We start from the raw sequence: 20,813 nt of genomic DNA on the forward strand, positions 1-20,813 counted from the left end.
TTCCAATTATAGGCAATTATGCATCAATGCGACAGAGCCTAATTTTGCTCCAGACAAAACAAGATGGAGCAAATGAGATGACCAGCAAACGAAGCATTCTTGTGACCGGCGCCACGGGCCAGCAAGGCGGCGCCGTCGCGCGTGCCCTGTTGTCCAGGGGCCATCGCGTCAAGGCCCTGACGCGCAAGCCGGACAGCGAAGCCGCGCGGCAACTGACTGCGGCGGGCGCCGAAGTCGTGGCCGGCAATCTCGCCGACGCCGCCTCCGTCGTGAAGGCCGCAAAAGACGTCGACGCCATGTTCCTGATGGGCAACAGCTACGAGGCCGGCCTCGAGGAAGAAACCCGCCAGGGGATCCTTGCCGCCGATGCGGCGAAGGTAGCCGGCATCGGGCACCTGATCTATTCGTCGGTTGCCGACGCCGACAAGCAGACCGGCATTCCGCATTTCGAAAGCAAATACCGGGTCGAGCAGCATGTCAGGCAGCTCGGCATCCCCTATACGATCAGCGCGCCGGTTGCCTTCATGGAGAATGCCGTCGCGCCGTGGTCGATTGGCGCGCTCAGCCAGGGCACTCATGCCTTCGCCATGCCGCCGAAGCGTGTCCTCCAACTGGTCGCGCTGGCCGATATCGGCGCTTTCGTCGCGGCGCTCGCGGAACGGCGGGAACAGGTGTTCGGCAAGCGTTTCGATTTCGCCGGGGATGAGTTGTCCGGCGAGGAGCAGGCGAAAATCCTGTCCGATGCCATCGGCCGCCCGATCCGCTATCAGGAGATCCCGATTGATGCTGCCCGCCAGCAGAGCGAAGACGCGGCGCTGATGTTCGAATGGTTCGACCGAGTCGGCTACGACGTCGACATCGCTGCCTTGCACAAGCAATTCCCTGAAGTCCGCTGGCACAGTTTTGCCGACTGGGCGCGCGCATTTAACTGGGGCGCCAGCGGCCTGCGCGGCGAAAGCTGATGAAATGCGACAGAAGTGCTGCCATTGCCGCTTGCAGGAATGAAGTGTGGCGGCTATAAGCCCGCCGACTGGTCACGGAGTGTAGCGCAGCCTGGTAGCGCACCTCGTTCGGGACGAGGGGGTCGCAGGTTCAAATCCTGCCACTCCGACCAGAAAAACAACGTGTTAGCGCATCCCGACTTTGGCGCTTAAACTGATATCACACTTGAAAATATGGCGAGATGAGCGGCCGTCTTGGCGCAGCCCTTCCCTTTGTCGCCAACGCACTGCAAAGTGGGCTGTTGAAAACGCAGACGACGTAACCGGCTGCAGTTTATCAGTCATTGCACATGAATTTTCATCCGTCGCGCGGCGTTCAACAACGCCGCGCCATCCGTATCGATCCTGTCGACAAGTTCGCTGGCCTGGTCGACGCTGATGCCTGTTTCATTGGACAGGAACCAGACGCGGAAGCTCCTGTCTTCAGGTGGAAAAGGGGCGACGAACTCCCTGCCATCGTTTCGGCCTTCGGCTGATAGCCTGCGGCGCTTTCGCAGTGTCCGCTTGGGCTGGTCATCTTCCGATGAGGGGTCCATAGGCATATCGGACGTCGAGCTTATCGCAGGCCGAAGAAGCTCAATATCACTAGTACGATGACCACCGCTCCAACGAGCCAAATTATATTGTTCATGATCCTTCTCCTGTTGCCTGGAAAAGCTCGCGCCTCTGGTGGAGAAACGCGAGCCGATCAGCCTTTGCCCGGCTGATCTTCTGCCGATGGCGTCGGCTGTGAGGACAGAACAATTAGACTCACCTAATGTTCCATCGCATGAGCAAGATCGAGCAAAGGGCCTGTTGAATTGCCTTTATATTAGCGATGGCGCATGCTCTCTCCTGAGGGACTGCCGGTGATGGCTGGAGCCGCCATGGAAAAACTGGTTCTCACAGCAGCATTTGCGCTTGCCTGCCATTGCGCTCCCTCCCACGCGGACAACGAGCGGTCATGCGAAATCGTGGCGGCGTCAGCCCAGCTGTCCGGAAAGACCAACTGTAGAGACGGCGATGTCGCCACTATCTCCGGCATGAGCACCAAAGAGGTGCCGGAAGCGATAGCCCGATATTGCGATTTCTGGGCACAGATCGTCGTGTTGCCCGATGCGGGCACGACCGATGCATCGAGCCACTTCGTTCTTTGCAAGTACCGTCAGCGAGAGGCCGCCCCTTCTCAGCCTTAGCGAAGCCATAGCCGTCCTTCGACTTTCCGGAGGCCTCGGAGACTGTCCTGGGACAGCCCGGAACCAAAGAGGCCAGCGGCAGTTATCCAGCGAAGGGCAAATCAAGATAGTGGAGAAATTGCAATGAAATCAATGATCATATGCGCTTTGGCGCTTTCCGTCGGATTGCCGGCTATCGCTTCGGCGGCACAGACCGACGTCATCATCAAGACCCACCATCGTCACCACAGCAACGTCAAGATCATCAACGAGGACGGCCAGCGTCTGCATCACCGTCACCACGGCACCGTCGCGTTCTACGATCACGGCCGCCGGCACCATCGTCCGGATACCGTCATCGTCACGGGCGCCGTCTCCAGGCACCATCACCATCGCTCCGTGGTGATCGAAAACAACGGCTATTGATCGACGCCGAAGGCTCGGCTCTTTGTAGCCGGGCCTGCCCAAGATTTTTTGGAGTGGGCCCGCACTCACACGTCAACGACCTATTGATATTTAGGGTTCGCTCGCCACACGGGCGCGGCGAGCGAACCCTATCAGCGCAGGAAGGGACGTAGCTGCGCCGATCTGCAAAACATTCGTGCTCGATCTTTCCGATGGTCAGCCATGGGTCATTCCAATCGCCATGAAAGTGATGGCCACAGCGAAGATCAGTGCGAGCAACCAGCGCGCTTGGCCAACACTCTTGTCCATCAACTTCCTCCTGACGTGCGGTGGACAACGGCTACGAACAGTGGCCGTTCCGAACAGCACCATAGGTAAGACCATTGCATTTTGCGGCCAGACTAAAGTCTGGGATCCACTAGACCGAAGGCCAGCCCGGGAACGTTTGTGCTGCGGCCCTGTTCGATTGCTGGACCCGAAGATAATTACATGAGCGGAAGTGGATGAACGTCACCATGTCTAACATTGAGGCCATAAGATCCGATGCCTTGGGAACGCGCGTAGCGGACCTTAGGACCAGAATGCAGCATGCCAGAATTACCATGAGCGAAATGAAGACCTTCCAAAGGGTCGCGGCCATGATGGAGGACGGACGGGGCAGCATTGACCATGACGATTTAATCGCCGCGTCCTTCGTTACCGACACGTTGCTCGACAAGAAAACGCCCTGAGACCATGCGGACAATCAGCAAGCTTTTTGATTCCCATGCTGAAGCAGCCCGGGTTGCTGGAGAGTTGGTGGCGGTCGGTGTTCCTCGCGTTCAGATTGCCATTATCGGGCCCTACCGGGACGAAGTCACAGTTCTGAGGTCCCCGAGTGTCGTCCTTGGTACGGTCGGTGCGGCATTGGCCTGCCTGAGCGCCATGGCCGTTTGCGGCGTCAGTCCTATTCCGGCAGGACTACCGGCAACAGCACTGGTTTGTGCGGTCTGTGCCGGCGGGTTGCTCGGCGCATTCATCACCACTCCGGCAACGCCAGATGATCGGAGCGTTGCCGACGGGATCGTCTTGGTGACGGCGCATGTTGATGAAAATGCAACCGACATCGTCCAAGCAGTACTCGGCGGTTGCACTCCCACCGCATTCATCGCCGAAGCAGCATGAGAATTCGAGACTGGATGAAAGGCGCAGGACGAGGCGGGTTGCCACAACCAATTTAGGCCGCCGAAAGTGCGCCCCTAGGTGACGAAAAGCCGCCCCGGCATCAACCGAGACGACTCTCTCCGTTTCCAGTGATTGAATTTAGACACTCGACGGATACCAACTTCGAGTGGCCGAGAACGTTCCCGTATCGGCTGGAAACCTTGTGTTCAGGCGGCCACAGGTTCCGTCGCGAGCGCATCGTTGACGAAATAATCGTCGGCTCCAGATGGTTCGGTGGATATGATGAAGCCGGTGAAACTGGCGAGCCGGATGTGGACATGAATTTGATTTCAACGACAGCCTCGGCACCCGCTCTTGTCATAGCGCTGTTTCTGGTTGCCGGCTGCTCGTCGATCGGCAGGACGGCCGATCCGGCGAAGTACGACAGCATGAGCTGTACCGAGCTCAACAGCGCGCTGGGTCAAAACGCCGGCGAAATCTCGCAAACCGCGATCACGCGCGGCAAGGTCGCCAACACCAGTGTTCCGCGGTGGCTGCTTGGTGGCTCGCGTGTGAAAACCGCGGTGGCCAACCGCGAAACAGCCAGGATCGAGCGGCTGAAACAGCAGCAGGATGCCATTGCCGCTGCGCGAGCGCGCAGGTGCCCGAGGTCAGCGGGCTAAGCGAACAGTCACGATGATTGCCTTACCTGATATGACGTCTCAGGCGCTCAACCGGAACCGCGTCACATCGATCGCTGCGGCCATCAGCGTCTGCGTGTAAACGTGCTGCGGATTGCTGAAGATCGCCTCGGTCGGCCCCTGTTCGACGATCTTGCCCTGCTTCATGACGATGATGTAGTCGGCCATGGCGCGCACGACCGACAGGTCGTGACTGATGAAGAGGTAGGACAGTTCATGGTCGGCCTGCAGCTTGCGCAGCAGTTCGACGATCTGTTTCTGCACCGAACGGTCGAGCGCCGAGGTCGGCTCGTCCAGCACCACCATTTTGGGCTTCAGGATCATGGCGCGGGCAATGGCGATGCGTTGCCGCTGGCCACCGGAGAATTCATGCGGGTAACGGTTGCGGGCGTTGGGATCGAGGCCGACCTCGAGCAAGGCCTCGACCGCGCGCTGGTCACGCTGCTTGCCCGAAAGATTGGGCTCATGTACCAGCAGCCCTTCGGTGATGACCTGGCCGACGGTCATGCGTGGCGACAACGAGCCGAACGGATCCTGGAAGACAAGCTGCATCTGGCGCCGCAGCGGCCGCATCTGCTGCCGGTCGGCGGTGGAAATGTCGCGATCGCCGAAACGAATCAAGCCATCGCTGGGCAGCAGCCGCAGCAGAGCGCGGCCGAGCGTGGATTTGCCCGAGCCGGATTCGCCGACAATGCCGATGGTCTGGTTGCGCTGCAGCCGGATCGAAATGTCATCGACAGCACGCAGCATCAGCGGCTCGCCGGCAAGGAAGCCCCCGCCAATCTTGAATGTGACTTCGACATTCCGGCCTTCGAGCACCACGGGCGCATTGGCCGGCGGCGGCGCCTTGGTGCCTGTCGGCTCGGCCGCCAGCAGCATCTTGGTGTAGGCGTGCTGCGGGTTGACGAAGATGGCTTCCGCCTCCCCCTCCTCGACGACCTCGCCCTGGCGCATGACATAGACCCGGTCGGCGAAGCGCCGGACGATGCCGAGATCATGGGTGATGAAAACAATCGCCATGCCGAGCTTGCGCTGCAGTTCGGCCAGCAGCATCAGGATCTGCGCCTGGATGGTGACGTCGAGTGCCGTCGTCGGTTCGTCGGCGATCAGTATGTCGGGATCGTTGGCGAGCGCCATGGCGATCATCACGCGCTGGCGCTGGCCACCCGACATTTCGTGCGGATAGGATTTCATCCGCCGCTCAGGATCGGGAATATGCACGAGCCGCAAGAGCTTGAGCGCCTCCTCGCGTGCCTCGGCGGCATTCAGTCCGCGATGCCGGCGGATCGGTTCGATCAGCTGGTTGCCGATCGAATAGAGCGGATCGAGCGAGGTCATCGGCTCCTGGAAGATCATGCTGATCTTGGCGCCGCGGACCTTGTTCAGGTCGGATTTGCTCAGCGTCAGAAGGTTGCGGCCGCGATAGTCGACATGGCCCGTCGCCTCACCGTTCGAGGCCAGCAGGCTCATCGCCGCCATCATCGTCTGGCTCTTGCCGGAGCCGGACTCGCCGACCACGGCAACGGTCTCGCCCGCATTGACGTGGATGTTGATGCCCTTCACCGCTTCCACGGCGCCGTCGAGCGTGCGGAAGCGGACGCGCAGGTCCTTGACGCTGAGGATCGTTTCGGGAGTGGCCATGTCAGCGATCCCCATCTTTATCGATCCCTTGGGTCAAGTGCGTCGCGCAGGCCGTCGCCGACGAAATTGAGCGCGAACAGCGTCGAGACGAGGAAGAAGGCGGGGAACAGAAGCAGCCAGTTGGCGGTGCCGATGTTCTTGGCGCCGACCGAAATCAGCACGCCCCAGCTGGTCATCGGCTCCTGCACGCCGAGGCCGAGGAATGACAGGAAACTCTCCAGGATGATGACCTGCGGTACCAGCAGCGTCATGTAGATCACCACCGGGCCGAGCAGATTGGGGATGACGTGGCGCAGCAGGATACCGCGCTGGCCGACACCCATGGCTTCCGCCGCCTGGACATATTCCTGGCGGCGGATCGACAGCGCCTGCCCGCGCACGATGCGCGCCATGTCGAGCCACAGCACCGCACCCACGGCCAGGAACATCAGCACGAAGTTGCGGCCGAAGAACACCACCAGCATGATGACGAAGAAGATGAACGGCAAGGAATAGAGCACATCGACGATGCGCATCATCACCTCGTCGATCTTGCCGCCGGAAAAGCCGGCGGCAGCACCATAGATCACGCCAATCACCACCGCCACGACGCCGGCAAGCAAGCCGATGGCCAGCGAGATGCGCCCGGCCATGAGCGTGCGTGAGAGAAGATCGCGGCCGGTGTTGTCGGTGCCGAACAGGAAATATTGCTGCTTGACCGACGCGCTCATAGTCACTTCCAGACCGTCGGGCGATTTGTTCTCGATCTTGGTGTCGTCAAAGGCATCGGACCGGTCGAGGTAGCGGATGTTGCGGTCATCGATCGGCTTGGTCGACTTGACGGTGACGAAGACCTGACTGCCCTCCTGATGCCACTCCTTGATGTCGACCCGCATTCGCTTGATCGCTTCGGTGAGCGCCGTTTCGATCATGTCGGGCTTGGGATAGGCCGACAGGCTTGGCGGCATGCGCACATAGTCGGCATAGATGGTCGTGTACTGGTGCGGCACGAACCAGGGCCCGAACACGCTGATGACTGATATAAAGGCGAGATAGTAGAGGCTGAACATGGCGGCGCGGTTGGCCTTTAGGCGCGCCCAAGCATCGCCCCAGAGCGAACGACCAACGATGGCGGGAGCCGTGGCTGCGATGTCAGTCATAGCGCACCCTCGGGTCGACGACCGCGTACATGACGTCGACGATCAGGTTGAAGACGATGGTGAAGATGGCGATCACCACCACAGTCCCCATCACCAGCGTATAATCGCGGTTGAGCGCGGCATCGACGAAATACCGGCCGACGCCGGGAATGGAGAAGATCGTCTCGACGATGACCGACCCGGTCAAAAGCGCCGCCGCCGCCGGGCCGGTGAACGAGACGATCGGCAGGATGGCGCCACGCAGCGCATGCTTGACCACCACCGACCAGTCGGAAAGGCCGAGCGCGCGCGCCGTGCGGATGTGATGGGAGCGCAGCGATTCGATCATCGACCCACGCATCAGGCGGGCAACGATGGCGATCTGCGGCAGGGCGAGCGTCAGCACCGGTCCGACCTTGTTGATGAAGGCGCCGTCGCCCCAGCCGCCGATCGGCAGGAGCTTCCAGGTCAGTCCGAACAGCAGCTGGATCACCGGCGCGATGACGAAGGTCGGGATGGTGCTGCCGGCGGTGGCCAGCGCGATCACCGTATAGTCGCCAAGCTTGTTCTGGTTGAGCGCGGCAATGGTGCCGAGCACGGAACCCAGCAGCAGCGCCAGGATCAGCGCCGAGGCACCGAGCTGGACGGAAATGGGCAGGCCCTTGGCGAACAGTTCGGTGACGGTGAAGTCCGGCATGTTGTAGCTCGGGCCGAAATTGCCGCGCAACAGATTGCCGAGATAGTGGACATATTGCAGCCAGAGCGGATCGTTGAGGCCGAACTGGGCTTCAAGGTTGGCCTTGATCTCGGGGCTCAGCCCTCGCTCCTGGTTGAAGGGGCCGCCTGGCGCGACGCGCATCAGGAAGAACGCCATCGTCACGATGACGAACAGCGTCGGTATGGCGGTCAAAAGCCGCCGGAATACATATCGCAGCATCGGTGCCCCGCTTGATCCGGAACACGCCCATCCAGTTGGATGATTATGCTCCAGCCTTCAAATCTTCGCACCGGATTTTCCGAAAAACGATTCCGCGTCCCGGGCCGATGCGATGGCAAACCAGCACCGCCGCGCCTCTCAGGGCGCGGCGGCTTGGCCAGGGATCAGTCCTTGCTGACGAAGCGCGACGGATGGACATCCATCACATTGTCGACGAAGCCATGCAGCTTCGAGGACACGATATCGTGGTAGCTGTAGTAGAGAAGCGGAATCTGGCCGACATCGTCGATCAGGATGCGCTCGGCCTCGGAGAGCTCCTTCATGCGCTCTTCGGGCTTGCCGCCGGCGGCCGCCGCCTTGTCCATGGCCGCTTCATAGGCCGGGCTGTTGTAGTTCGAGTAGTTGTTGCCGCTCGCCTTGCGCGAGATGCCGAGGAAGGTTTCCGGGTCCTTGTAGTCGGCGATCCAAGCGGCACGTGCCACGTCGTAGTCGCCCTTCTGCTCGAGGAAGGAATAGTGGGTCTTGGTGTCGGTGTTGAGCAGTGTGACGTCGACGCCGAGCGGCTTCAGCTGTTCCTGGATGGCCACCGCGGTGTTCTTGTGGTTCTCCGAGGTGTTGTAGCGGATTTCCATCTTCAGCGGATGCTCGGGTGTATAGCCGAGTTTCTCGAGGATCTTCTTGGCCGCGTCCTCGCGGTCGATCTGCGGCATGTCGGCGTATTTGGCCATTGCCGGCGTGTAGCCCTCGATGCCGGGAGGCACCATCGAATAGCCGGGCAGCATCGAGTTCTGCCAGACCTTTTCGGCGATGAAGTCGCGGTCGATGGCCATCGAGATGGCGGTGCGCAGTTCGGGATTGTTCCACGGCGCTTTGTCGGTCTTGATCGCGTAGTAGTAGGTGCCGAGGTACGGGCCGACATGGATCTGGGCGCCGAACTTGGTCTTGAGGTCGGCGAGCTGTTCGGTCGGCAGATCGTCATAGCTGTCGAGTTCGCCGGCCTCGAAGCGCTTCATCGCCGAGGAGCGGTCTTCGGTCGGGATGTAGTTGACCACGTCGAACTTGACGGTGGCAGCGTCCCAGAATTTCGGATTCTTGACCAGTTTCATGTGGTCGTTGGGAACCCATTCGGCCAGCGTATAGGCGCCGTTCGAGACGAGATTGCCGGGCTTGATCCAGTCGGCGCCGAGCTTTTCGATCGAGGCCTTGCTGACCGGGTAGGTAGCCTGATGGGTGAGCATCTCCAGGAAGTAAGGCGTCGGCGCCTTGAGCGTCACTTCCAGGGTGTTGGCGTCGATCGCCTTGACACCCATGTCCTCGGGCTTGCCCTTCTTGGTGTTGAAATCCTCCGCACCCTTCACCGGATACAGCATCGAGGCGTATTCGGCGCCGGTCGCCGGGTCTTCCAGCCGGTGGAAGGCGTAGACGAAGTCGTCCGCCGTCACCGGGCTGCCGTCCGACCACATGCCGTCCTTGCGCAGCTTGAAGGTGTAGACGGTGCCGTCATCCGATACCGTCCAGCTTTCGGCGGCGCCCGGAATGAGGTTGGCCTTCTCGTCCTGCATGACCAGGCCCTGGAACAGGTCGCGCAGCACATTGGCTTCATAGACCGTCGAGGTCTTGTGCGGGTCGACCGATTCCGATTCGGCGGCGGTGCCCCTGTTGTAGACGCTCTCGGCGAAAGCCGGCGTGTAGAATGCGCCGGCGGCTACCGCCATGGTGGTGGCGAATACCGTCGCCTTCAGCATGTTTTTCAGCATGAAGTTCTCCCTGTCGGCGCAGCCGTTGGCGCGCCTTTTCGTGTTGACGCCCCGGAACCGATGCCTGGTTCCTTTGAGCGCGCCGCCGGTTCCCTCCGGCAGCTGGTGGCAGGAGACTAGACAGGAGGTAAGCTCTTTTCAACCGAGTACTGATTGACCCTAAGTCAATCCTCAGAATCGAAGAAGCAACGGCTAAATTAGAGCATCATTTTCAATCGCACACATCCCCCGGTTGTGCCTGGAGTTTTCGCTTTCTGCATGCGAAATTTGGCATGCTGGCAGCATGGTTCAGAACCTCATTTCCAGGGTCCGAAGGCGCGCGTTCCGAACAGATAATTCGGGAACTTCGGCGGTCGAATTCGCTCTGCTATCGCCACTTTTTATCCTTCTTCTACTCGGAATGGTTGCGTACGGCATTTATTTTGGCGCTGCCAACTCGATCCAGCAGATCGCGGCGGATGCCGCGCGGACGGCCATCGCCGGGTTGAACCAGACCGAGCGGCAGACGCTGGTGGCCAGCTACCTTACCAACAATGCCGGTGGCTACCCGTTCGTGGACGCCAGCAAACTGACCTACCAGGCCAATGACAGCGTGGCCGATGGCAGCCAGTTCGTGGTGTCGATCTCATACGATGCGCGCAACCTGCCGATCTGGAATCTGTTCCCGGGCATAGCCATGCCGGGGACCACGATCACGCGCCAGTCGACGATCAGGGTCGGAGGTATCTGAATGTTGCTGCGCGCGCGCACCAAGATCGGCCGGATCGCCCAGCGTCTGCTGGTCGACAAGAAGGCGAACTTCGCCGTCATGACCGCCCTGAGCGCGCCGGTCGCGCTGGCGTTGGCCGCGGTGGCCATCGATGAGGCCTCAATCTACACCGAGCGCCGGCAAGCCCAGGCGATGGTCGATCTGGCAGCGATTACCGCCGCCTCGAACATCAACAATGTCAACACGGCGGTCGTCACCACGCTCACCGACAACGGCATGCCGGGCGTCGTCGTTCAGGCTTCGGGCCAGACCATTGCCCCGGCTGTCGGGAAGACGGTGGTAACGGTGACGAAAGGCCGATACGCCTCGTCGACCACCAATGTCACCCAGCGCTTCCAGGCGGGCGTAACACCGTACAATGCGGTGCGTGTCACGCTGACGAAAATCCCAGCCCGCTATTTCGCGAGCTCGCTCATCCCCACTCCGGTCATCGGCACCCAAGCCACGGCCAGCATGACGCCGCAGGCGACTTTCTCGGTCGGATCGAGACTGCTCAGCGTCAATGGCGGCATCCTCAACGCTTTGCTGAGCGGACTTCTTGGCGGCAACATCTCGCTCAGCGTCATGGACTATAACGGGCTGATCTCCGCCGATGTCAGCGTGCTTTCCTTCGTCAGTGCGCTCGCCACACAGCTGAACATCACGGCCGGCACCTATTCGGACGTGCTGGCCTCGAAGGCGACAGTCGGCCAGATCGCCACGGCCATGGCCAATGTTCCCGGCCTCGGCAATACGGCCAAGGTCGCCCTGCAGACCATCGCCTCCAAGTCGACCAGCACGGTCAAGATCCCGCTCAGCAGCCTTATCGACCTCGGGTCCGTCGGCAGCGTGGGCCTCGGTCAACAGCCGTCCGGCCTCGGTGTCGACGCAAGCGCCATGGGGATGCTGACCGCCGCCGCCGTGCTGGCGAACGGCACCAACCAGGCCGCGGTCAATCTCGGCGCCACCATCCCGGGGCTGCTCAACACCCAGCTCAACATCGCCATTGGCGAGCCAGCGCAATCCTCACCCTGGCTGGCGATCGATGGCATAGGCACTACCGTGCGGACAGCCCAGACGCGCATCAAACTAACGGCCTCCGTCGGTGTCGGCACACCAGGTCTCGGCGGCGGCATCAGCCTGCTGGCCGTCAATCTGCCGCTCAATGTGGAAGTCGCCTACGCCGAGGCCAAGCTGACCGACATCTCCTGTCCGACCGGCCCCTCCAGCATCAGCGTTTCCATCGCCGCACACCCCGGCATTGCCCAGTTGAACCTGGCCAACAGCAACAATCCCTCCGGCTTCGCCGATTTCAGCCAGCCGCAGACCTTCACCGACGCCGAGATCGCCGATGTGAGCCTCCATCTGCTGCTGATCAACATTCCCTTGATCCAGGTGATGGGCTCCGCCGCGACCGCGATCACCAACAACAGCCCGCAAACCCTGACCTTCAATGCGACTGACATCGCCAACAAGACGGTGAAGACCGTTTCGACGCGCAACATCTCGCAGTCGCTGACCACGTCGCTGGTCAACAACCTGTCGCTTTCGGCCAATGTGCTTGGTCTCGGCATCGATCTCACCGCCCTGCTCGGAACGGTCAAGCCGGCGGTGGTGACGCTGCTCAACGGTGTAACGGCGCCCGTCGACGACTTGCTCTACAATGTGCTGTCGGCCCTGGGTGTCGGTGTTGGCCAGGCCGATGTGCGTGTCACCGGGGCGACCTGCGGACGGGCGGTGCTTGTACAGTAGGCATTTGTGGCCAGGCGGATCGCCTGGCCGATCCGCCATCAGTCGAGCCGACCAAGGAAGCAACCGAGAGCCGGCAGCAAAAGCGCTTCATCCCCAACAGCAGCGGTGCCATCCAAAGGTGCGACAGCGCCGATGTCCAGCGGCAAGGGCCAATCCGCCGGCTCCCCAGCGAAATTGAAGACACAGAGCAGCCTCTGCCCGTCGCCTTCGCGGATGAAGGCGAGCACGTCGCCCTCGGCGTCGAGAAAGCGGATCGAACCGCCGACCAGCGCTGGATGGCGCCTGCGCAAGGCGAGCGTGGAGCGGTAGGCGGACAGCACCGATTGCTCGTTGTCGTTCTGCACATCGGCGGCGCGGGCGCGATGGCTGGCCGGGACCGGCAGCCAGGGCTTGCCCGTTGAGAAACCCGCATTGTCGGCGCCGGCCTCCCAGACCATCGGCGTGCGGCAGCCATCCCTGCCCTTCACCCCTGGCCAGAAGCGGATGCCGACGGGGTCGCGCAGATCCTCATAGGCAAGCTCCGCCTCCTCCAGGCCAAGCTCCTCGCCCTGATAGAGGCAGATCGAGCCGCGCAGGCAGGCGAGCAACATGATCGAGAATCTGGCCACCGCGTCGGCATCGCCGTCAGGCCCTGTCCAGCGGCTGACATGGCGCACCACGTCGTGATTGGAAAACGCCCAGCAGACCCAGCCGTCGGCGACCGCATGCTCGAAGGCTTCGACGCAGCCGCGCACATGCGCCGCCGAAAACTGCGAACCGAGTAGATCGAAGGTGTAGCACATCTGCAGCTTGTCGCCGCCTGAGGTGTAGGCGGCCAGCGTCTGCAGCGAGCGCCCCTCATCACCAATTTCACCGACGGCGGCGCGGTCCTGATACTCGTCGAGCAGCGCGCGAAAGCGCCTGAGGAAGGCCAGGTTTTCCGGCTGCGTCTTGTCGAACAGATGCTCCTGGTAGAGGTAGGTGTTGGTCTCGCCATTGGTGCCGGCGACGCTCGATGCCAGAGGCGGATTGCTGCGCAGCCAGCGGTCGTGGACATAGTAGTTGACCGTGTCGAGCCGGAAACCGTCGACGCCACGCTCAAGCCAGAAGCGCACCGTGTCGAGCAGCGCATCCTGGACTTCCGGATTGTGAAAATTCAGGTCGGGCTGCGAGGCGAGGAAATTGTGCATGTAATATTGCCGGCGGGTCGAATCCCACTCCCAGGCCGGCCCACCGAAGACGGACAGCCAGTTGTTGGGCGCGTTGCCGTCGGGCTTGGTATCGGCCCAGACGTACCAGTCAGCCTTGGGATTGTCGCGGCTGGCACGGCTTTCGATGAACCATTCATGCTTGTCGGATGAGTGCGACAAGACCTGGTCGATGACGACCTTCAGTCCGAGCCGGTGCGCTTCGGCGACCAAAGCGTCGAATTCCTCCAGCGAACCGAACATCGGATCGACGTCGCGATAGTCTGAGACGTCATAGCCCATATCGGCCATCGGCGACTTGAAGAAGGGCGACAGCCAGACGGCATCGACGCCAAGCGAGGCGATATGGGCAAGCCGCGTGGTGATACCTCTGAGATCGCCGCTGCCGTCGCCGGTCGTGTCCTGGAAGGAACGGGGATAGACCTGATAAATGACGCAGCCGCGCCACCATTCGGCCCCCCGCCCCGCATTGTCGTCGGCCATCACGAACCCTTCCTGGCGCAGCCTTTTGCGGCCTGGCGCGAACTATTTTTTCGCATCGGATTGCCCGAAAACCGGTTGCCACTTTTCGGTCCGATGCTCTGCCATGAAATGGACGCTGCGACCCGGCAGCGGCCGCGCAAGATCGATCGCCTGCGTCTCGATCGCCGGCTGCCATCGGAAGCCTTCCCGCTCCGGCAAGGTGAAGACGCATTGGCGACGATCGCCGTTGATGATGACGGCAAGGCGGCCGCCGCCAGCATCGCCCAATAGCATGACGAGGCGATGTCGGGCGGGGTCGTTCCAGTCCGCCTCGGCAAGCGGCATGCCGGTCTCGGCCAACCAGGCGACGTCGGGGATGCCATCGGCCGGTTCTCCCGTGAGGAAATGCGTGTCGGCCAAGGCCGGAATGGTGCGGCGAAGCATGCCGAGCGCCGATGCGTAGCGCTCCAGCGCCTGGTCTCGTCCGGCCCAGTCGAGCCAGGTGATGGCATTGTCCTGCGCGTAGGCGTTGTTGTTGCCCCGCTGGGTGCGGCCGAATTCATCGCCGGCGGTCAGCATAATGGTGCCACGCGAGGCGAACAGCGTGGCAAGCAGAGCGCATTGATCGTCGAAGCGCGCCTTGGTGATCGCCGCATTGTCCGTCTCGCCCTCGGCGCCATTGTTCCAGGACAGGTTCTCATTGTGGCCATCGCGGTTCTGCTCGCCATTGGCCGCGTTGTGCTTGCGCTCATAGGCGACGATGTCGGCCAGCGTCATGCCGTCATGGGCGGCGATGAAATTGACCGTGCGGCTGGCAGGTTGGCTATCCCTGCCGAACACATCGGACGACCCTGCGAGCCGCGTCGCCAGCGCGCCGACCGCGCCGGCATCGCCGCGCCAGAAGCGCCTGACATCGTCACGGTAGCGATCGTTCCATTCGAGGTATTGTGGCCGGAAATTGCCGAGCTGATAACCGTCGGGACCGATGTCCCAGGGTTCGGCGACCAAGACGCGATCTGCAAGGACGGGATCGCCGGCGATCGCCGCGAGCAAGGGCGCCGCGGGATCAAACCTGCCGTCAACGCGGCCCAGCACCGGCGCCAGATCGAAGCGGAAGCCGTCGACGCCGGCGTGGCGGACGAAGTGGCGGAGCGTGTCGAGCACCATCTCGTGCACCACCGGATGATCGCAGGCAACGGTGTTGCCGGTGCCGGTGTCGTTGGCCAGCCGGCCGTCCGGCTGGTGCCGATAGTAGGCCTGGGCGTCGAGCCCGCGCAGCGACAGCGTCGGGCCCAGCCGATCACTCTCGCCCGTGTGGTTGAAGACGAGGTCGAGAATGGTGCCGATGCCGGCTTTGCGTAGGGCCGCGACCGTATCGCGCAATTCGGCGAGGCCGCCCGGCGCGAGGCGCGGATCGAGCGCCATGAAGGTGACGGGGTTGTAGCCCCAGGCGTTGCTCAGGCCGAGCGGCGGCAGATGCCGTTCGTCGATTGACGCCGTCACCGGCATCAGTTCTACGGCGGAGACGCCGAGGCGCTTCAGATGCGCGATGATGGCAGGGTGGGCAAGCGCCGCGATGGTGCCGCGCTGCGCTTCGGGCACATCCGGATGCAGCTTGCTGAAGGCGCGGATATTCAGCTCGTAGACCAGGCCGCCCGGACGGAACAGCGGCGGCAGCACAGGGACAGTGGGCAAGGCTTTCGCCACAGTCTTGGGCATCAGCAGCGCGGTATCGGCACCCTCATTGCGCCGCGCTGCGAGCCGCCAGTGATAGGCATAGGGGCGGTCGATCTCGATGGCGTAGGGATCGGTAAGCAGCTTATCCGGATCGAACCACAGGCCACGTTCAGGCGCATAGTCGCCGTCGGCACGAATGCCATACCTTGTGCCCGCCGCAAGGCCGGAAACGAAGAGCGCATACACCCCCTCGCCTTCCGGTTTCAGTTCCAGCCGGTCGAGTTCACGGTTTCCGTGCTCGTCGAAGATCGAGACCCAAAGGCGACGAGCCGACGAGGACCAGGCGGCGAACCGGATGCCTTCGGGAGCGATGGTGGCGCCGAGCTGGGTCATGAGTACCGGCCCTGAAGCACGGCGCAAACGTTGGAGATTAGCCGAGGCCTCCCCGACTTCGTCATCCCAGGGCGAAGCAGGAGCGAAGCTCCGTCGCGGAGACCCTGGGATCCATGCCGTGACCTTAGCCGAAGAGCGCGGCGGATCAGAATTCTGCACCGTGGCAACGCCTTAACGTCACGGCATGGATCCTCGGGTCTGCGCCGCGTCGCTTCGCTCCTTGCTCCGCCCGTGGATGACGAAACATTGAGCGTTTCGGCCAATCGCCAAGGCACCACCCTCAAGTAATCACGCTCGGCTTGTTGCGCCCGGTGTGGCTTTTGATGCCGGCAATGTCGTCGGCGGCGGCGATAAGATCGGCGAGTGCCGCCTGCGTGTCGAGATCGTGCCGGGCCTTGTCCGGCTCGTAGCGCTCGATGTAGACGCGCAGCGTCGCTCCGGAAGTGCCTGTGCCGGAGAGCCGGAAGACGACGCGCGAGCCGCCTTCGAACAGTATCCTGATGCCCTGGTGCTCGCTGGTCGAACCATCGACCGGGTCGTGATAGGCGAAGTCGTCGGCCTTGGCGATCTTCAGGCCGCGCACGCTGGTGCCGGGCAGCGAACCGAGCTTAGCCCTGAGTTCGTCGACCAGCGCGTTGGCGCGGTCGCTCTCGACCTCTTCATAGTCGTGGCGCGAATAGTAGTTGCGCCCATAGGCCGCCCAGTGCTCGGTGACGACCTGCTTGCAGCTTTCGCCGCGTGCCGCGAGGATGTTGAGCCACAACAGCACCGCCCAAAGCCCGTCCTTCTCGCGGACATGGTTGGAGCCGGTGCCGGCGCTCTCCTCGCCGCAGATCGTCGCCATGCCGGCATCGAGCAGGTTGCCGAAGAACTTCCAGCCGGTCGGCGTTTCATAGATGCCGATGCCGAGTTTTTCGGCGACGCGGTCGGCGGCACCACTGGTCGGCATCGACCGGGCGATGCCCTTCAGCCCGTCCTTGTAGCCGGGCGCCAGGCGGGCATTGGCGGCGAGCATCGCCACCGAATCCGACGGGGTGACGAAGACGCCCTTGCCGATGATCAAATTGCGGTCGCCATCGCCATCGGAAGCGGCACCAAAATCCGGCGCGTCCGGTCCCATCATCTCGTCATAGAGATGCTTGGCGTGGACCAGGTTCGGATCCGGGTGGTGGCCGCCGAAATCCGGCAGCGGCTTGAAGTTGCGGCAGGTGCCGCTGGGCGCGCCGAGCCGGTTTTCAAGGATCTCTTTGGCGTAGGGACCGGTCACCGCGTGCATGGCGTCGAAGCGCATGCGGAAGCCTGACTTGAACAGTTTGCGTAGCGCGTCGAAATCGAACAGGCTTTCCATCAGTTCGGCATAGTCGGCGACCGGATCGATGATCTCGACCGTCATGCCGGCGGCCTTGACGGTGCCGATCGTGTCGATGTCGATCGGTTCGATGTCTGATGTCTTGAAGCTCGAAATCGCCTTGGTCTTGGCGAAGATCGCGTCGGTCAGCTTTTCCGGCGCGGGACCGCCATTGCCGGCATTGTACTTGATGCCGAAATCCTCATGCGGGCCGCCGGGATTGTGGCTGGCCGACAGGATGATGCCGCCGAAGGTCTTGTATTTGCGGATGACATGCGAGGCGGCCGGCGTCGACAATATGCCGCCCTGCCCGACCATGACCTTGCCGAAGCCGTTGGCGGCCGCCATGGCGATCGCCTTCTGGATGACCTCGCGGTTGTAGAAGCGGCCGTCGCCGCCGATCACCAGCGTCTTGCCCTGGAAGCCCTCGAGCGCGTCGAAGATCGACTGGATGAAGTTCTCGGCATAGTGCTCCTGCTGGAACACAGGCACCTTCTTGCGCAGGCCCGACGTGCCGGGCTTCTGGTCGGCATAGGGTTTGGTGGGGACAGTCCGTATCATGCTTCAGGCAACCCTTTTCGAAAGCAGCAGGCGATAGAGTTCGACGTATTTTTCCGCGCTTCGGTCCCACGACACGTCGGACTTCATGCCCTGGCACTGGATGGTCTCGAAGGCTGCGGGATTGGCATAGGCGTCGGCAAGGCGCCGGATGGCGTGCAGCATCGCGCCGCCATTGTTGGGAGCAAACTGGAACCCGGTCGCCACGCCGGCCGCCATCGCCGCCTCGTTGGCGTCGATGATGGTGTCGGCGAGGCCGCCGGTGCGGGCGACAACCGGCACGCAGCCGTAGCGCAGGCCGTAAAGCTGCGTCAGTCCGCAGGGTTCGAAGCGTGACGGGATGATGATGGCGTCGCAGCCGCCCTGCATAGTGTGCGAAAGCCCTTCGTCATAGCCGATGACCACGCCGATACGGCCACGGTGGCGTGCGGCAGCGGCAAGCAGCGCGCCTTCAAGGCCGGCGTCACCGGAGCCAAGTATGGCCAGCCGCGCGCCCGTCGCGACGACGCCGTCGATCACCGTCGCCAATATGTCCATGCCTTTCTGCCAGGTCAGCCGGCTGATGACGCAGACAATCGGGCTGTCGTCGCGATCGAGGCCGAAGCGTTCCTCCACGGCGGCCCTGTTCGGCGCCCGCGCCTTGAGCGTCGCGGCCGTATAGTTCGACACCAGATGCTTATCCGTCTCCGGATCCCAGATGGCGGTGTCGATGCCGTTGACGATGCCATAGAGATCGGTGGAGCGCATGTTGATCAGCCCATCGAGGCCCATGCCGAACTCCGGCGAACGTATCTCCTGCGCATAGGTCGGGCTCACCGTGGTGATCGCCCAGGCGGCCTGCAGGCCGGCCTTAAGGAAGCCGACGCCGCCGTAATATTCGACGCCGTCAAGCGCCATCGCCACCGCCGGCAGGCCAAGCTCGCCAAAGATGCCGGCGCCGAACTGGCCCTGGAAGGCGAGATTGTGGACGGTCATCATCGATGGGACGCCGACCGCCTTGCCGTAGCGCATATAGGCCAGCGTCATCGCCGACTGCCAGTCATGGGCGTGGACGATGTCAGGTTGATAGCCCGATATGGCACCACCGGCGATATCGCCACCAACCTGGCTCAGCGCCGCGAAGCGCCGCCAATTGTCCGGCCAGTCCGCGCCAGACGCATTGCCGTAGGGGCCGCCCGGGCGGTCGAACAGATGCGGCGCGTCGAGGACGAAGAGATCGAGCCCGGCAAGCTGGACGGCATGGACGGAAGCCTTGCCACCCTGCAGCAGCGGATATTGATAAACGGCCTTCTTTTTCTTGAAGGCGTCCATCACCACGGGAAAGCCCGGAATGAGCGTGCGCATGGTCACGCCCTTGGCAGCAAGCGCGATGGGCAGCGCGCCGGTTACGTCGGCAAGCCCGCCGGTTTTGACCAGCGGAAAGATCTCGGGCGTGACCGACAGAACCTGCATGCGTCTATCCCGATCCTGTTTTGAGCAATTCCCGTGGGAAAACCGTTCTCACACTTTTCCTGGAATTGCTCTAGAGCCCGAGTTTGTTGATCATGTCCTGCGTGATCAGGCAGATGCCTTTCTCCGAAACGCGGAAGCGCTTGGCGTCGAGAGCGGGATCCTCGCCGACCACCAGCCCCTCCGGTATCCTTACACCGTGGTCGATGACGACGCGCTTCAACTTTGCGTTCCGGCCGACATGAACGTCCGGCAGCATGACGACTTCTTCCAGCGTCGAATAGGAATTGATGCGGGCGCCGGTGAAGATCAGGCTCTTCTTCAGCGAAGCGCCGGAGACGATGCAGTCGCCCGAGACCAGGGAAGAAACGGCCGAGCCGCGCCGGCCATCCTCATCATGGACGAACTTTGCCGGCGGCTTCAACTCGGCATAGGTCCAGATCGGCCAGTCGCGGTCGTAGAGGTCGAGTTCGGGCGTAATATCAGTCAGGTCGATATTGGCTTCCCAATAGGCGTCGACCGTTCCGACATCGCGCCAGTAGGCCTCATTCTCGGCGGTCGAGCGCACGCAGGACTTGGTGAAGCGGTGAGCGATCGCCTTACCGTGCTGGACGATATAGGGGATGATGTCCTTGCCGAAGTCGCGGCTGGAGCCCGGCTCGGCGGCGTCGCGGCGCAACTGCTCCATCAGGAACTTGGTCTTGAAGACGTAGATACCCATCGAGGCCAAGGCGAAGTCCGGGTTGCCCGGAATGCCAGGCGGATCGGCGGGCTTTTCGACGAAGGCGATGATGTTGTCCTTGGCATCGACATGCATGACACCGAAGCCTGTCGCTTCCATGCGGGGCACTTCGAGACAGCCGACCGTGACATCGGCGCCGGCATCGACGTGCTGGCGCAACATCAGCTCGTAATCCATCTTGTAGATGTGGTCCCCAGCCAGGATGACCATGTATTCCGGGCCATAGGCCTCGATGATGTCGATGTTCTGGTAGACGGCGTCGGCCGTGCCTTCATACCATTGCGTTTCCGAGACGCGCTGGCTGGCCGGCAGGATGTCGAAACTCTCGTTTCGTTCCGGCCGCAGGAAGTTCCAGCCGCGCTGCAGGTGGCGGATCAGCGAGTGCGCCTTGTACTGGGTGGCGACGCCGAGGCGGCGAATGCCCGAGTTGAGCGCGTTGGAGAGCGCGAAATCGATGATGCGCGTCTTGCCGCCGAAGTAGACCGCCGGCTTGGCGCGACGGTCCGTCAGTTCCTTGAGGCGGCTGCCACGGCCGCCGGCCAGTACATAGGCCATGGCATCGCGCGCCAGCGGCTGGGTCCGTTTCAAGTCTGCCATTTCTACCCTCCCAAGTTACTCAAGTCTCGCCCTGTTACCTCGG

17 protein-coding genes and 1 tRNA gene are annotated in these 20,813 nt (G+C 62.3%); 9 read left to right on the plus strand and 9 right to left on the minus strand.

Annotation, left to right across the window (positions count from 1 at the left end):
* Positions 1-77 precede the first annotated feature (77 nt).
* From JN279_RS28415 to JN279_RS28445, 7 genes are all read left to right on the plus strand, one after another.
* Positions 78-962, plus strand: coding sequence for an NmrA/HSCARG family protein (locus JN279_RS28415; RefSeq protein WP_202350818.1), 885 nt, complete (start codon positions 78-80; stop codon positions 960-962).
* A 75-nt stretch (positions 963-1,037) separates the two neighbouring features.
* A tRNA-Pro gene (locus JN279_RS28420) sits at positions 1,038-1,114 on the plus strand.
* 753 nt (positions 1,115-1,867) lie between these two features.
* Positions 1,868-2,176, plus strand: a complete 309-nt coding sequence (locus JN279_RS28425; RefSeq protein WP_202350819.1) for a hypothetical protein — start codon at positions 1,868-1,870, stop codon at positions 2,174-2,176.
* A 123-nt stretch (positions 2,177-2,299) separates the two neighbouring features.
* Positions 2,300-2,581, plus strand: coding sequence for a hypothetical protein (locus tag JN279_RS28430; RefSeq protein WP_096456145.1), 282 nt, complete (start codon positions 2,300-2,302; stop codon positions 2,579-2,581).
* Positions 2,582-3,162: 581 nt separating this feature from the next.
* Positions 3,163-3,291 (plus strand): hypothetical protein, encoded by a 129-nt coding sequence (locus tag JN279_RS38850; RefSeq protein WP_342202917.1) that lies wholly within the window; start codon positions 3,163-3,165, stop codon positions 3,289-3,291.
* Between the two features lie 4 nt (positions 3,292-3,295).
* Positions 3,296-3,724, plus strand: a complete 429-nt coding sequence (locus tag JN279_RS28440) for a hypothetical protein (protein ID WP_202350820.1) — start codon at positions 3,296-3,298, stop codon at positions 3,722-3,724.
* A 317-nt stretch (positions 3,725-4,041) separates the two neighbouring features.
* Positions 4,042-4,386, plus strand: coding sequence for a hypothetical protein (locus JN279_RS28445; RefSeq protein WP_202350821.1), 345 nt, complete (start codon positions 4,042-4,044; stop codon positions 4,384-4,386).
* A 39-nt stretch (positions 4,387-4,425) separates the two neighbouring features.
* On the opposite strand, the gene JN279_RS28450 is transcribed toward JN279_RS28445, so the two are convergent.
* The 4 genes from JN279_RS28450 to JN279_RS28465 form a co-directional block, all read right to left on the minus strand.
* Positions 4,426-6,045, minus strand: coding sequence for an ABC transporter ATP-binding protein (locus JN279_RS28450; RefSeq protein WP_202350822.1), 1,620 nt, complete (start codon positions 6,043-6,045; stop codon positions 4,426-4,428).
* A 17-nt stretch (positions 6,046-6,062) separates the two neighbouring features.
* On the minus strand, positions 6,063-7,184 hold the full coding sequence (locus JN279_RS28455) for an ABC transporter permease (protein ID WP_202350823.1): 1,122 nt from the start codon (positions 7,182-7,184) through the stop codon (positions 6,063-6,065).
* A complete protein-coding gene (locus tag JN279_RS28460) occupies positions 7,177-8,100 on the minus strand; it encodes an ABC transporter permease subunit (protein ID WP_019857069.1) in 924 nt (307 codons plus the stop codon). Before JN279_RS28460 ends, JN279_RS28455 begins: the two co-directional genes overlap by 8 nt.
* Positions 8,101-8,264: 164 nt before the next feature.
* Complete coding sequence (locus JN279_RS28465) at positions 8,265-9,857, minus strand: peptide ABC transporter substrate-binding protein (RefSeq protein ID WP_096456139.1); 1,593 nt, start codon at positions 9,855-9,857, stop codon at positions 8,265-8,267.
* Between the two features lie 283 nt (positions 9,858-10,140).
* Between JN279_RS28465 and JN279_RS28470 the strand changes: the two genes are divergently transcribed.
* Together JN279_RS28470 and JN279_RS28475 are read left to right on the plus strand one after the other, a co-directional pair.
* A complete protein-coding gene (locus JN279_RS28470) occupies positions 10,141-10,587 on the plus strand; it encodes a TadE/TadG family type IV pilus assembly protein (RefSeq protein ID WP_096456137.1) in 447 nt (148 codons plus the stop codon).
* Positions 10,588-12,357: a TadG family pilus assembly protein gene (locus JN279_RS28475; protein ID WP_202350824.1), complete on the plus strand. Its 1,770-nt coding sequence runs from the start codon at positions 10,588-10,590 to the stop codon at positions 12,355-12,357.
* A gap of 38 nt (positions 12,358-12,395) precedes the next feature.
* Here JN279_RS28475 and bglA read toward each other — a convergent pair whose 3' ends face one another.
* The 5 genes from bglA to glgC all read right to left on the minus strand — a co-directional run bounded on the left by bglA (position 12,396) and on the right by glgC (position 20,770).
* Positions 12,396-14,027 (minus strand): beta-galactosidase BglA, encoded by a 1,632-nt coding sequence (gene bglA, locus JN279_RS28480; protein WP_202350825.1) that lies wholly within the window; start codon positions 14,025-14,027, stop codon positions 12,396-12,398.
* Between the two features lie 42 nt (positions 14,028-14,069).
* On the minus strand, positions 14,070-16,076 hold the full coding sequence (glgX, locus tag JN279_RS28485) for a glycogen debranching protein GlgX (protein ID WP_202350826.1): 2,007 nt from the start codon (positions 16,074-16,076) through the stop codon (positions 14,070-14,072).
* Positions 16,077-16,356: 280 nt separating this feature from the next.
* Positions 16,357-17,985, minus strand: a complete 1,629-nt coding sequence (locus JN279_RS28490) for an alpha-D-glucose phosphate-specific phosphoglucomutase (RefSeq protein ID WP_202350827.1) — start codon at positions 17,983-17,985, stop codon at positions 16,357-16,359.
* A 3-nt stretch (positions 17,986-17,988) separates the two neighbouring features.
* The gene (gene glgA / locus JN279_RS28495) at positions 17,989-19,434 is read right to left on the minus strand and encodes a glycogen synthase GlgA (protein ID WP_202350828.1); all 1,446 of its coding nucleotides are present in this window, start codon (positions 19,432-19,434) and stop codon (positions 17,989-17,991) included.
* 70 nt (positions 19,435-19,504) lie between these two features.
* Positions 19,505-20,770, minus strand: a complete 1,266-nt coding sequence (glgC, locus tag JN279_RS28500) for a glucose-1-phosphate adenylyltransferase (RefSeq protein WP_096456126.1) — start codon at positions 20,768-20,770, stop codon at positions 19,505-19,507.
* Positions 20,771-20,813: the final 43 nt, after the last annotated feature.

The sequence above is a fragment of the Mesorhizobium sp. 113-1-2 genome (assembly GCF_016756475.1).
GTDB classification, from domain to species: Bacteria; Pseudomonadota; Alphaproteobacteria; order Rhizobiales; family Rhizobiaceae; genus Mesorhizobium; species Mesorhizobium loti_C.